This is a genomic window from Calothrix anomala FACHB-343, from assembly GCF_014696435.1.
Lineage (GTDB): Bacteria > Cyanobacteriota > Cyanobacteriia > Cyanobacteriales > Nostocaceae > Aulosira > Aulosira anomala_A.
On sequence record NZ_JACJQG010000001.1, the window covers coordinates 22,024 to 37,297 of the forward strand.

Below are 15,274 nucleotides of genomic sequence, written 5' to 3' on the forward strand. Positions count from 1 at the left end.
AATAGTCAATAGTCAATGGTCAATGGTCAATGGTCAGAGACGCGATGAACCCTTGTCTGTACAATAGTCATTTGTCTTCCTTGTCCCCCTTGTCTCCCTTGTCCTCCTTGTCCCCCTCTACTCCCTAGCCCCTAGCCCCTCACCTTACATTTTTGTGTTTTTTTCTATAATTTTGTTAAGTAAATTAAATCTGACGCTCCTTCGCCGGATATGATCGATTGCGGGTTTTGCAATTTGACGTTATTGAATTTTTTAAGACAATCGGGAGGATAACATGTTTGAGGCTCTAGCCAATATCAATTGGGAAGTTATTTTTCAACTACTTTTTGTTGGTCTCATTGTCCTTGCTGGGCCAGCTGTAATCTTTGTCCTAGCATTTCGTAACGGCGATCTGTAATAGTACTGCGTTACTGAAGTTCAGAGCAGCTCAAGCTGCTCTGAGGTTCGATGTCTGAAAATTCAGGATTGATTGTGCAGTACGGATAAAGCCTGAAGTGCGGCTTGAATGATGTTGTCATACTGTGGTTGACAGATATCAATTTCTTGGGCATCTTCACGGCTATTGCCGAGTAAACCAATTGTATGTCCTGGTTGCATCACTAAAACTTTGCCTTCAGGATTTTTAATTCTCAGTTCTGGTAAGGAACCTGGGTGAAAAATACCACAACTGTACTGGCGTTGTTTGTACTCAAAGGTGGTTTTTAAGGGACGGGGTGAGGAAGTTCCAAATAGGTGAGACTGGGTTGTTAGGCGCAGTCCTATAAGTTCCATTTCAATGGTGGTATTGCCATTAAAGTTATTTTCTCGCAATTTATAAGCAATATCGACTCGCGGGGGTAGGGGGTAGTAGTCGCGCCACCGCCAAGCGATCGCTTTAATTTTATACTGTTGTCCGTCGATAGTTTGGGCAAGTGTGAGTTTGATATGTCCTTTCCCAACTATTTGCTGTTCGACTACTTGCACATTCGGCGTCCAGAAGACTGGATCGGGATTATCGATACCGCAGGGATGCAAAGCATTGATCTGTTGGTAAAGCTGGTAATTGATTTCACTAAAATTGACTTGGGTGTCAATTTTCAATAATGGCTTGAGGTGCTGGGGTTCTAAGCATTGATTTGCAAATTCAATTAAACGCGATCGCATTTTTGCCAAATTTTCTACAGATAAAGAAAATCCTCCAGCAGCTTTGTGTCCGCCATATTTACCTAATAAATCGTCACAAGCTTGTAAAGCTTCAAATACGTGAAATTCCGGAATTCCTCTGGCGGAACCGCGAATGTGTGTATCATCTTCATAAGTAGCAATAAATACAGGCACGCCATAGCGTTCTACCAAACGGGAAGCGACAATTCCGATTACACCATGATGCCACTTTGGCTGAACAACTAATAATACGCGATCGTCTGGGAGTGATGCGATAAATTCAGTTTCCACATAAGCGATCGCTTCTTGTTCAATTTGCTCACACATTTCCTGGCGCTGTTGATTCACCGATTCACACTGCATTGCTCTTTCCAGCGCGATTCCCATATCATCTGTGGTGAGTAAATCAATTACAATCTGCGGATCGCCAATTCTCCCGATCGCATTAATTCTCGGCCCCAAACGAAAGCCAATATCCTCCGGCTTTAACGATTTTGGATTTTGGATTTTAGATTTTGGATTGGTATCAACTTCTTCTGAATTTTGTTCTTCTGAATTTTGAATTTTGAATTTTGAATTTTGAATTGTTTCACTCCCCTGAACTCCCGCCATTTGAATCAACGCCTGTATCCCTGGTAACCGGGATTTAGGTAAAAGCTGTAAACCGCGTTTTACCCAGCGACGGTTGACGCCGGTTAAGGGAGCCAAATCTGCGATCGTGCCCAAGGTAAATAATGCTAACATCGGCTGAACTAAACCCCTAGTTTCGCCTAGCTGTTGTGCTAGGGATACCGCCAGAATATAAGCGACACCAACACCCGCAACGCCGCGATAGGGTGAAGATTCAGCGATTAATTTCGGGTTGAGAATAGCATTTGCGGGTGGTAATTGTTGGGGAATGTCATGATGATCGGTGACAATTACCTTTAATCCTAGTTCTCTAGCTCTGGCGATGGGTTCATAAGCGGAAATTCCATTATCAACGGTGAGAATTAAGCCTACGCCTTCGCTGTGGAATTCTTCCACAATGCGTTTATTAATGCCATAACCATCATGCATCCGGCTGGGGATAGCATAATCAACTTTAGCACCTAGAGCCTGGAGACTGCGCAATAGTAAAGCGGTGCTAGTCATTCCATCCGCGTCATAATCACCGCAAATAGCAATTTTTTCTGCTGAGGCGATCGCATTTTGCAATAACTCCACACTCAGCGCCAAATCTGGGAATTCTTCTAATGGCGCAGGTAAAACTAGAGATTCTGGATCTAAAAAAGCTTTTGCTGCTTCTAGGCTTTCAATACCCCGGTTAATTAAAAGCTGGCTAATAATAGGTGATATTTGACTGGATAAAGCCAATTTATGGGCAAATTCCGTTTTTTGCGGGTAAATTTGCCAACGCTGATTAGGTAAGCGTCTGTGAGGTTTTGACGTTTCTGAGCGAGCAATGTCTAGCACAATTCACAATAAAAGTTATTCTTAACCCTCATAACTCATAGCGCAAACTGCTCAATTTTGCTAGTTATTTGCATCATTAAATTAACAAATGTAAAAGACTTACAGCCTTTAGCGTTAGTCAACAACTTATTCATGGGAATAATAAATTTGTCTCAACGTGCTTACAGCAACTTTTGTAAGTTCAGCGTTATCAAAGGCTAGAAACGCAAAAATCAATTTACATTATCTTGTCAGTAAAAATGGCTACAGAGAATCTTAAACCCCTTATTCCTGGTTATCAAATTAGCTCTCAACTTTATGCAAGTTCTTGCACGAGTGTATATCGAGCTATCCGCGAGCAGGATGGACTTCCAGTAGTCATTAAACTTCTGAATTCTCAATTTCCTAGCTTTAATGAATTACTCCAATTTCGCAATCAATATACCATCAGTAAAAATCTGCGTATTCCCGGTATTGTTCATCCATTAGCGTTAGAAAATTATGCTAATGGTTATATTTTAGTGATGGAAGATGGAGGAGAAATTTCTTTAAGAGAATATATTAAAATTACAAATCTCTCCTTAAGGGAATTCTTGCAAATTGCTATTCAATTAATTAACATTCTTCAGTCATTGCACCAAAATAACGTAATTCATAAAGATATCAAACCAGCAAATATACTGATTAACTGCCAAACCAAACAAATTCAATTAATAGATTTTAGTATTGCTTCCTTACTACCCAAAGAAACTCAAGAAATTAACAATCCCCATGTTTTAGAAGGAACTTTAGCTTATATTTCTCCTGAGCAAACAGGGAGAATGAATCGGGGAATAGATTATCGCAGTGATTTTTATTCTCTTGGTGTTACCTTATATGAAATATTAGCTGGTGAGTTGCCATTTCTCTCAGAAGATCCATTAGATCTGCTGCATTGTCATATCGCGAAAACACCAACTGGCTTGGAATGTAGAGAAAATATCCCGCAGGTAATTGCGGAGATTGTGATGAAATTAATGGCGAAAAATGCCGAAGATAGATATCAAAGTGCTTTGGGATTAAAGCATGATTTAGAAACTTGTTTAGCCCAACTGCAAGATACAGGCGAGATTCAATATTTTACAATTGGGCAGAGGGATGCGTGCGATCGCTTCCTAATCCCAGAAAAATTATATGGGCGAGAGCAAGAAGTCACCACCTTATTGCAAGCCTTTGAACGTGTCGCCAATGGCACATCAGAAATAATGCTAGTGGCGGGATTTTCGGGTATTGGGAAAACTGCGGTAGTCAATGAAGTTCACAAACCCATTACCCGTCAGCAAGGGTATTTTATCAAAGGTAAATTCGATCAATTTAATCGTAATATTCCCCTATCCGCTTTTGTGCAAGCCTTGCGGGATTTAATCGGGCAATTGTTATGTGAGTCTGACAGCCAACTCCAAGGATGGAAAAGCAAATTTTTGGATGTTTTGGGCGAAAATGGGCAAGTTTTAATTGAGGTGATTCCCGAATTAGAAATCATTATTGGGAATCAACCCCCAACGCCAGAATTATCGGGAACAGCCGCACAAAATCGCTTTAATTTATTATTCCAAAAGTTTATTTCTGTTTTTACTACAAAAGAACATCCCTTAGTCATATTTCTCGATGACTTACAATGGGCAGATTTAGCATCTTTACATTTAATTAAGCTAGTGATGGCAGATAATGGACATCTGCTGTTGTTGGGTGCTTACCGAGATAATGAAGTTTCGCCAGCACACCCATTGATGCTGACAGTAGAGGAATTGCTGAAAGCGGGGACAACAATTCATACAATTACCCTGAAACCCTTGGCTGTAAGCGATATCAATCACTTAGTTGCGGATACTTTGCAATGTTCCACCGCCCAAACCCATCCTCTCACAGAATTAATCGCCCGTAAAACCCAAGGTAACCCCTTTTTTATTACCCAGTTTCTCAAAGCTTTATCGGAAGATGGGCAAATTACCTTTAATCGTAACCAAGGTTATTGGGAATGTGATATCGCGCAAATCAACGCTTTATCTCTTACCGATGATGTAGTAGAGTTTATGGCACTGCAATTGCAAAAATTGCCGCCAGAAACCCAAAATGTGTTGAAATTAGCCGCTTGTATCGGCAATACTTTTAATTTAACTACCTTAGCGATCGCATCTCAACAATCGTCAACTTATACCGCTACAGCTTTATGGAAAGCTTTGCAAGAGGGGTTAATTTTACCCACCAGTCAGACTTATAAATTCTTTCAGGTAGAAAACGCCGCACAAACTCTAGAAACGCAGTCTGTTAATTTAACTTATCGCTTTCTCCACGATCGCATTCAACAAGCTGCTGACAAACTCATTGCAGAAGCGGATAAATCAGCAACCCATTTGAGGATTGGGGAGTTATTACTATCTCACACTTCCGCCGAGCAACTAGATTCACATATATTTGAAATTGTCAATCATTTAAATGCAGGCATTGATTTAGTTACCCAGCCAGAGAAAAAGCTAGAAATAGCGCGACTAAATTTAATTGCTGGGTGTAAAGCCAAAAATGCGATCGCCTATGATGCGGCAGTGAAATATTTTACCCAAGCAATTGATTTACTACCCCCTGATGCTTGGGCAACACAATACACATTAACCTTAAATTTGCATCACGAGCGCTTAGAAGCAGCTTGTCTGAACTTAGACTTTGACAAGCTAGCAGTATGGGGTGAGATTGTCTTGCAATCTGCGACTTCTTTACTCGATACTATTAAAGTCCATGAAACTCAAATCATGGCATTGCGGTCTCAAGGTAAATTGCAGCAGGTAGTTGAGACTGGGTTACAAGTGCTAAAATCCCTCGGCGTGGAATTTCCCCAACAGCCAACTATGGCAGATATTGGTGCAACTGCCGAGCAAACAAGGCAACTTTGGCAAGGGCGTACACCCATGAGTTTGCTAGATTTGCCAGCGATGAGCGATGCGCAGCAACTTGCAGTTATGCAAATTTTGACAAAACTGATGGCTGCTGCATACATTGCCGCACCGACGCTGTTACCGCTACTTGTCTTTAAAGAAGTTGAGATTTCTATCCTGTTTGGGAATGCGCCGATTTCCATCTTTGCCTATGCAGACTATGGATTGATGCTCTGTAGTTTCATGGGCGATATTGATGCTGGGTATGAATTTGGACAACTGGGATTAAAGTTATTAGAAAAGCTGCAAATGAACGCCTTTAAAAGCAGGGCTTACTTTATTTTCAACAGCTTTATTCGCCACTGGAAAGAACCGTTGCATCACACGATTCCCTCTCTTTTAGAAGGCTATCAAAATGGGCTAGAAAACGGAGACTGGGAATGCGTAGCGTTGAATTTAATGATCTACGGACATTATAGTTATTGGAGCGGTCGAGAATTAACTGATTTGGCTAAAGAAATGGAGGCTTATCGCCAAGCTATCAGCCAAGTCAAGCAAGAAGCACCACTAAAATATCATGAGTGTTACCAGCAAACAATTATTAACTTATTGGGTGACAATGAAGTTCCCTATTGTTTACAAGGTAAAGTCTTCGATGCCAGCCAAATCTTACCTCATTTTCAAGCTAAGAGCGATCGCGGGGGATTATTTCATCTTTCTTTATGCCAAGCTAGTCTGAATTACCTGTTTGGAGAATACGAAGCAGCCTTGCAAGCAGTAGCCATAGCAGAAGAATTCAGCGATGCCGGCATTGGCTATGTGATGATTGCGATCCAAGTATTTTATGATGCTTTAATTCATCTGGCAATTTATGAGGATGCTGAGGCTGACAAAAAATTAGCGATTCTTGAGCGAGTTAATACCCATCAAGAAAAACTCCAAAATTGGGCAACTCGTACCCCCTTCAATCATCAACATCGCTGGGAACTAGTAGCAGCAGAACGCGATCGCATTCTAGGGCAATTTGCGGCGGCAATTGAGCATTATGAATTAGCGATTAATGGTGCAAAAACCCACGGTTATCTGCAAGACGAAGCAATCAGCAACGAACTAGCAGCGAAATTTTACCTAAATTGGGGTAAACAGAAGGTAGCCGCCGTTTATATGCAAGAAGCCTACTATTGTTATGCTCGTTGGGGTGCAAAAGCCAAAACTGAGGATTTAGAAAATCGCTATCCCGATTTACTGCGCCCCATTTTTCAGCAAGCAGCACACACTTTGAATCCGTTGGAAACTCTAGCTTCGATGACGGGGCTGAATTTCTCACATCATACCGCGACCACAACTAAACTTTTATCCGGCACCAGCGTGAATACAGCTTTAGATTTTGCGGCGATTCTCAAAGCTTCCCAAAGTCTATCGAGTACGATTCAACTTGATGAATTAATGCACCAACTCACTCGGATGATTCTGCAACATTCTGGAGGCGATCGCTGTGCTTTAATCTTACCCAACAGTGAGGGAGAATGGCAGGTAAGAGCCATTGCGACATCTGAAACTACAGAACTTTGTAGCGAACTGTTAGAAGGGAATCCCAACTTACCGCTAAAGCTGATACAGTACGTCAAAAATACCCAAGAAGTGGTGGTAATTGACGAACTCAAAACAGATTTACCTGTAATTGATGAATATTTAGATCAAAGACAGCCAAAAAGCCTGCTTTGCTTGCCAATTCTCAATCAAGGACATTTAATTGGCATTTTATATTTAAAAAATCACTCCGCTAGAGGTGTATTTAGCAGCGATCGCATTTTAATTCTTAACTTCCTCTGTACTCAAGCTGCAATTTCTCTAGAAAATGCCCTTCTTTATCAAAATTCGCAAATTTATGGGCAAAAGTTAGAACAATCTCTAGAACAGTTACACCTCAGCGAAAACCGCTTTCAAAAACTCGCAAATAATATTCCTGGATTGATTTATCAGTTGCGAATGAAAGCCGATGGTTCATCTTCTATTTCCTACGTCAGTTCTGGTTGTCAAAATCTTTATGAAGTAGCCGCAGAGGATTTGCTCTCAGGGAAATACAGCTTACGTGATTTTGAACATCCCGATGATAGATCTGAAATATTACGCCTCACTCTAGAATCAGCCGCAAATCTCACCCCATTTCAACATCAATGGCGGATTATTACACCTAATGGCAATATCAAATGGGTAGAAGCGGTTTCTCAGCCAGAACGCGGTGAAGATGGAGAAATGGTATGGGATGGGATTGTAATTGATATTAGCGATCGCAAACTTGCAGAACAAGAGCAACAGCGACTGCTAACAATTGTGAATGCTACCCCAGATATTGTGGGTATTGCTGATGCTCATGGTAATAGTCTTTACATTAATCCAGCCGGAGAGCGAGTTTGGCAAATGCCAGCTGGATTTAATATTTCTGCTATTACCCCAGCGCCAGCGATGGATTTCATCCAAAATATCGCTATTCCCACCGCTATCAGCCAAGGAACTTGGAGTGGTGAGTCAGCTATTTTCGACGATCGAGGAAATGAAATTCCGGTATCGCAAGTGATAATTGCGCACAAAAATACCAACGGTGAATTGGCATATCTATCAACAATTATTCGCGATATTAGCGAGCGTAAACAAGCGGAAACTGCACTGAAGCAAAAATCCCAAGAACTGGAAACAGCCCTGCAAGAACTGCAACAAGCCCAACTGCAAATGATCCAAAATGAAAAAATGTCTGCACTCGGTAATTTAGTGGCTGGGGTAGCCCATGAAATGAATAATCCTCTAGGATTTATTTTTGCTAGTCTCAAACAAGCAAAACCAATCTTGGCAGATATTACCGAACACTTAGAGTTATATCAAAAAACTTTACCCAATCCCCAGGCAGAAATTCTTGAACATGCAGCAGAAATAGATTTGGATTATAGCTTAGAAGACTTACCCAAAATGCTCGATGCAATGGTAATGGCTTGCGAGCGATTAAAAAATATCAGCACGAGTTTAAGAATTTTCTCCCGTGCCGATAAGGATTATAAAGTACCCTTTAACATTAATGAAGGCATTGAAAGTACAATTTTAATTCTTAAACATCGCCTGAAAGCTAACGCACAACGTCCAGAAATTACCGTAGTTACGGAATACGCTAACTTACCAACAGTTGCTTGTTTTCCTGGGCAACTTAATCAGGTATTTATGAATATTTTGGCTAATGCTATTGATGCTTTAGATGAATCCTGTGCTGGGCAGAGTTTTGCCCAGATGAAGCTAAATCAGCAGAAAATCATTGTGAGAACGACAATTGAAAATAACACGCTTTACGTATCAATTGCTGATAATGCTAAGGGCATGAGTGAGGATGTAAAAACACGAATTTTTGACCATTTATTTACTACAAAAGCTGTAGGTAAAGGTACGGGATTAGGATTAGCGATCGCCCGCCAAATTGTTGAAGATAAGCATGGCGGAACCATTCAAGTAAATTCTGTGTTAGGAGAAGGCACAGAATTTATCATTGCTATTCCCATCAACAATTAATCTCATGAACAATTCAAAATTCGCGTATTAAAGAAATTTTCAGACAGATGCCCTCGATCGCATAACGAGAGCATGAAAATCTCTCTTAAGAGTCAATAGTCAACAGTCAACCGTCAACAGTCAACCGTCAAGCGTCAACCGTCAACCAATTTTGGATGCGTGGATTTTATTTAAAATCTCAAATCTCAAATCTAAAATTGGGAATACTAATTTCAGACGGCAAACACCAGCTTCTATTATAAGGGATGTTGATATGACGACTGAAACTTACAATCCGACGATTCCCGGATATCAAATTTGCTCGCAAATATATGCTGGTGCGAGAACTAAGGTGTATCGAGCTATTCGCGAATCAGATCGAGTTGCAGTAGTCATCAAACTTCTAGCTTGTGAATTTCCCCACTTCCAAGAATTAGTCCAATTTCGCCACCAATATACTATTACTAAATCTCTGCAAATTCCGGGTATTTTGCAGCCATTAGCCTTAGAAACATATAACAATGGTTATATTTTGGTGATGGCAGATACAGGAGAAATTTCTCTGCGGGAATATATTAAAATTCATGATTTATCCTTGAGAGAGTTTTTCAGTATTGCTATTCAATTAACCAATATTCTGCATAATTTACACCACAAGCGCGCAATTCATAAAGATATCAAACCTGCCAATATTCTCATTAACCCCCAAACCAAACAAGTACAACTAATTGATTTTAGTATCGCTTCCCTATTACCTAAAGAAACCACAGAAATTAAAAGTCCGAATGTTTTAGAAGGGACATTAGCTTATATTTCTCCCGAACAAACCGGAAGAATGAATCGCGGTATAGATTACCGTAGCGATTTTTATGCTTTGGGCGTGACATTTTATGAAATATTGACTGGGGAGTTACCATTTAATTGTGAAGATCCCCTGGAATTAATACATTGTCATCTTGCTAAACAACCCAATGCAATTATCAATCCAGAAATACCGCCAGTAATGGTGAATATTGTCATGAAGTTGCTGGCGAAAAATGCTGAAGATAGATATCAAAGTGCTTTAGGATTAAAGCATGATTTAGAAACTTGTTTAGCCCAACTTAAAGATACAGGGGAAATTAGCAACTTTCAAATTGCACAACGGGATATATGCGATCGCTTTCTCATCCCCGAAAAATTATATGGGCGCGAATCAGAAGTTAATACCTTACTCCAAGCTTTTGAACGGGTTGCTAATGGCACATCAGAAATGATGCTAGTTGCGGGATTTTCCGGGATTGGGAAAACGGTGATTATTAACGAAGTCCACAAACCCATTACCAGGCAAAAAGGGTATTTTATTAAAGGTAAATTTGACCAATTTAATCGTAATATTCCCTTCAGTGCTTTTGTTCAAGCCTTGCGCGATTTAATGGGACAATTATTATCAGAATCAGATGCGAAGTTAAAGCAATGGCGCGAGCAAATTTTGGCGGCGTTGGGAGAAAATGCTCAGGTAATTGTCGAGGTGATTCCCGAACTTGAAAAAATTATTGGTAAACAACCACCCGCAGCCGAATTATCGGGAAACGCTGCCCAGAATCGGTTTAACTTACTGTTTCAAAATTTTATTGCTGTATTCACCAAAAAACAACATCCCTTAGTCATATTTTTGGATGACTTACAGTGGGCAGATTTAGCTTCTCTACAGTTAATTAAACTGCTGATGGAGGATCGGCAATATTTACTGTTATTGGGGGCTTATCGGCATAATGAAGTCTCTCCCACACATCCCTTTAGTTTGATGGTAGAGGAATTGCACAAATCGGGTAAAACTGTGAATATTATTAGCCTCGCCCCCTTAACTTGGAATGATACAAATCAGTTGGTAGCTGATACCTTACATTGTGCAACAAAGAGAGCGCATCCTTTAAGCGAATTAATTACCGCTAAAACTCAAGGTAATCCTTTTTTTATCACCCAATTCCTCAAAGCTTTATATGAAGATGGACAAATTACCTTTAATCATTATCAATGGTATTGGGAATGCGATATTGCTCAAATTAAAGCCCTATCCCTAACTGATGATGTAGTAGAATTTATTGCCCAACAGTTACAAAAGCTACCCTCAGAAACACAAAATATCCTCAAGTTAGCTGCTTGTATTGGTAACTCTTTTGATTTAGATACTTTAGCGATTGTTTGCGAATATTCAGCAGCCGATGTGGCGTCAGATTTATGGACAGCTTTGCAAGAAGGGCTGATTATTCCGCAAAGTCAATTATATAAATTTTATGTCAATTATCAGCAGCCAGAAACTAATAAGCGCAATATCGAAAATGTAGCCTATCGTTTTTTACACGATCGCATTCAACAAGCAGCTTATTCTCTAATTGCACCAGCCCAAAAGCAAGCTACCCATTTTGATATTGGTACTTTGTTATTAGAAAAATTATCACCCAAAGAAATTGAAGAACGGATTTTTGAAATCGTTAATCATTTAAATCTTGGGCAAACATTAATTAGTACCATATCGCAAAAAATCGAATTAGCCAAGCTGAATTTATTGGCAGGAACAAAAGCCAAAGCTGCAACAGCATATGCCGGGGCTTTAAAATATATTACTGCGGGCATAGAACTTTTGCCGGAGAACTGCTGGGAACGTTATGATAATTTAAGTTTGGCTTTATTTAAAGAACGTACCGAAATTGAATATTTAAACGGCAATTTCGCTCAAGCAGAATCTTGGCTACAACAGACTTTAAATAGGGCAAAAGCACCTTTAGAAAAAGCCGAAGTATATAATCTGGCGATTGTCCAATACACTCTACAAGCCAAGTATCCCGAAGCAATTCAAGCCGGGAGAGAAGCATTGGCTTTAGTGAATATTCATCTCCCAGAAACAGATTTTGAGCGGGTACGAGATGCAGAATTAGCGATGATTCAAGACACCTTAAGCGATCGCACTTTTTCAGCTTTGCTAGATTTACCGATTGTCACCCAACCAGAGCAAAAAATGGGCATCAAGCTATTAATTAGCATGGGGCCGCCAACCTATCGTTCTCACCAAAAACTTTGGTCGGTGATTTGTGCTAAGGCGGTAAATTTATGTTTAAAATATGGCAATAGTCCAGAAATTGGCTATATTTATCCGGCTTTTGGCGGTTTGCGCGGATATGCACTGAATAATTATCAAGGTACGGGGGAATTGCTCGATGTTACCCTCAAGTTAATGCAGGTATTTAATAATAAATCTGCGGAGAGTGTAGCTTATTTAATGATTGGTAGTTCCTTAAGACATTGGTCTCATCCATTACATACAGCTAGCGAAGATTATCTATCATCCTATCAAGTCGGTTTAGCATCGAGTAATTTACAATATGCCGCCTATGCCTTTGGGCATAATATGTATTGTCGCTTTTATCAAAGTATTCATCTCGAACAACTATTGACAGAAATTGCCGAATCTTTGGCTTTTAGTCAAAAATATAAAAATCAGTGGGCAATTGATTTGTTTATTGGCGGGCAAATTATTATCACTGAATTTATGGGGATAAAATTTGCAATTGACGAAGCTAATTATTTAGAAGATTGCCGGACACATAAAAACTGGCAAGTAATTTGTATTTATAATATCCTCAAAAGCCAACTACTTTTAGTTTGCGAACAGCTAGAGGCTGCATTTAATTATAGCGAACAAGCCGAAGCTGAAATTATCAATGTTGCGCCCCAGGGATTATTACCATACGTACATCATTGTTTTATTCATGCACTTTTACTGCTAGCCCGTTATCCCCAACTTACAGAAGCCGAAAAGCCTAATTGTTGGCAGAAAATTTGCCAATATCAACAACAATTAACAGTTTGGGCAGAAAATAATCCGGGAAATTTTCTGCATCTGTGCTGTTTAGTGACAGCAGAAAGTTGTCGAGTTTCTGGGGATTTGTTAGCAGCAATAGATAATTACGATCGCGCTATTACCCAAGCTAAAGCACATGAATGGTTGCAAGCAGAGGCTTTAGCCAATGAATTAGCAGCCAAATTCTACCTTAACTGGGGTAAAGATAAGATAGCGACAACTTACATGCAAGAAGCTTACTACTGCTACGCCCGGTGGGGAGCCAAAGCCAAAACCGACGATTTAGAACAGCGCTATCCTGATTTACTCCGCCCGATTTTGCAGCAGGTAACGCCCATTTCCAACCCATTGGAAACCTTGGGGATGATTTACAATTCTCAGTTGTCAATTCATGCTTCTAGTGCCACTAGTGGTAATTCTAGTTCTAGTCTCAATCATCGGCTAGATTTGACTACTGTGCTGAAAGCTTCTCACAGTTTGGCGAGTAAAATTCAACTAGATGAATTAATTTGGCAACTAACACAAATTATTCTCCAACATTCTGGGGGCGATCGCTGTGCCTTAATTTTACGCAACAATGATGCGGTATTTGAAGTGAAGGCTATTGTCACCCCCGAAACCGCAGAACTTTGTTCTCAAACCCTAGAAGGTAATTCCAAAGTTCCTGTCAAGCTAATTCAGTACGTCAAAAATACCCAAGAAGTGGTGATGATTGACGAACTCAAAACCGATTTACCGATAATTGATGAATATTTACAGCAGCAACTCCCAAAAAGTCTGCTATGCTTACCAATTCTCAATCACGGATATTTAATTGGCATTTTGTATTTGCAGAATTCTACCACCAGTGGCGTATTTACGAGCGATCGCCTTCTCATTCTCAATTTTCTCTGTATTCAAGCGGCTATTTCTCTGGAAAATGCGCGATTATATGAAAAATCTCAAAATTATGCCCAACAGTTAGAACAATCGCTGCAAATATTAGAAACCACTCAAAAGCAGCTAATGCAAGATGAACAAGCATTACAAAAACAAGCTTTAGCCTTGCTGCAACTGTCGCAAAGTCAAGCTATTAGTCAAGGAAATTTGAGTACAGCTTTCCGAGAATTAACAGAAATTACTGCCCAAACTTTACAAATAGAACGGGTAAGTGTATGGCTATTTGATGAACAGCATACGAAAATTACTTGTGTAGATTTATGCCAACTTTCTTGTCTAGAACATTCACAAGGCTGGCAACTAAAAATAGCAGATTATCCTGCCTATTTCCTAGCAATTAAATCTCAACCAATTATCGCCGCAGATGATGCTTTAACCGACCCCCGCACCTGTGAATTTAGGCATGGTTATCTAGATATGTTCAATATTTCATCTATGCTAGATGCTAGTTTTCAAGTAGATGGTAGCATCGGTGGCGTTATTTGTTGCGAACAAGTGGGTGAAAAACGTAATTGGACTTCAGCCGAACAAAATTTTATTAGTTCAATTGCGAATTTAATCGCCCTCACCCTAGAATCTCACCATCGACAACAAAAAACGCAACAACTCAAACAAGCACTTTTAGATTTAAATCAATCCCAATTGCAAATAGTTCAAAATGAAAAAATGGCATCTTTAGGTAATTTAGTTGCAGGTGTTGCCCATGAGGTAAATAATCCCATTGGTTTTTTAAATGGTAGTATTAATAACGCTCAAGATTATGTCAAAGACTTACTAGGACATCTAGAACTATATCAACAACAATATCCTCAACCAAATACACCAATTCAAGACAACGCCGAAAATATTGATTTGGAATTTTTGATTGCAGATTTACCAAAACTTCTGGAAGCGATGAAGGGAGCAACCAACCGCATTAAATTGATTAGTCATAGTCTGCGTACCTTCTCCCGTGCTGATACCGATCGCAAAGTCATGGCTAATCTCCATGAAGGGATTGATAGCACCCTACTCATTTTAAAATATCGTCTCAAAGGTAACGAACACCGTCCGGCGATCGCTATCGAGCAAGAATATGGGGATATACCACTAATTGAATGCTTCCCCGGTCAATTAAATCAAGTATTTATGAATATTTTAGCCAACGCCATTGATATGTTTGATGAAATGGCTGCAACTCTCAGCTTTAATGAATTGCAAGCTCATCCTCAAAAAATTACTATCTCTACAGAAGCGATCGCCAACCAAGTTTACATTAAAATCCGCGATAACGGTAAAGGCATGAGTGCAGAAGTCCAAGCCAAAATCTTTGACCATTTATTTACGACTAAGGGAGTCGGTAAAGGTACGGGGTTAGGATTGGCGATCGCCCGACAACTGATTGAAGAAAAACACGGCGGTAGCATAGAAGTTAATTCTGTTTTGGGAGAGGGAACAGAATTTGCGATCGCTATTCCCATCAAAGCTTAACTGCTAA

4 protein-coding genes are annotated in these 15,274 nt (G+C 39.9%); 3 read left to right on the forward strand and 1 reads right to left on the reverse strand.

Annotation, left to right across the window (positions count from 1 at the left end; translation table 11 throughout):
- Positions 1-274: 274 nt before the first annotated feature.
- The gene (gene psb30 / locus H6G08_RS00105; RefSeq protein ID WP_096642123.1) at positions 275-397 is read left to right on the forward strand and encodes a photosystem II reaction center protein Ycf12/Psb30; all 123 of its coding nucleotides are present in this window, start codon (positions 275-277) and stop codon (positions 395-397) included.
- 62 nt (positions 398-459) lie between these two features.
- Here psb30 and H6G08_RS00110 read toward each other — a convergent pair whose 3' ends face one another.
- Positions 460-2,598: a single-stranded-DNA-specific exonuclease RecJ gene (locus tag H6G08_RS00110; RefSeq protein WP_190538276.1), complete on the reverse strand. Its 2,139-nt coding sequence runs from the start codon at positions 2,596-2,598 to the stop codon at positions 460-462.
- 239 nt (positions 2,599-2,837) lie between these two features.
- On the opposite strand from H6G08_RS00110, the gene H6G08_RS00115 reads away from it, so the two are divergent.
- Complete coding sequence (locus H6G08_RS00115) at positions 2,838-9,038, forward strand: ATP-binding sensor histidine kinase (RefSeq protein WP_190538277.1); 6,201 nt, start codon at positions 2,838-2,840, stop codon at positions 9,036-9,038.
- A 253-nt stretch (positions 9,039-9,291) separates the two neighbouring features.
- The gene (locus H6G08_RS00120; protein WP_190538278.1) at positions 9,292-15,267 is read left to right on the forward strand and encodes a trifunctional serine/threonine-protein kinase/ATP-binding protein/sensor histidine kinase; all 5,976 of its coding nucleotides are present in this window, start codon (positions 9,292-9,294) and stop codon (positions 15,265-15,267) included.
- The last annotated feature ends 7 nt before the right edge of the window (positions 15,268-15,274 follow it).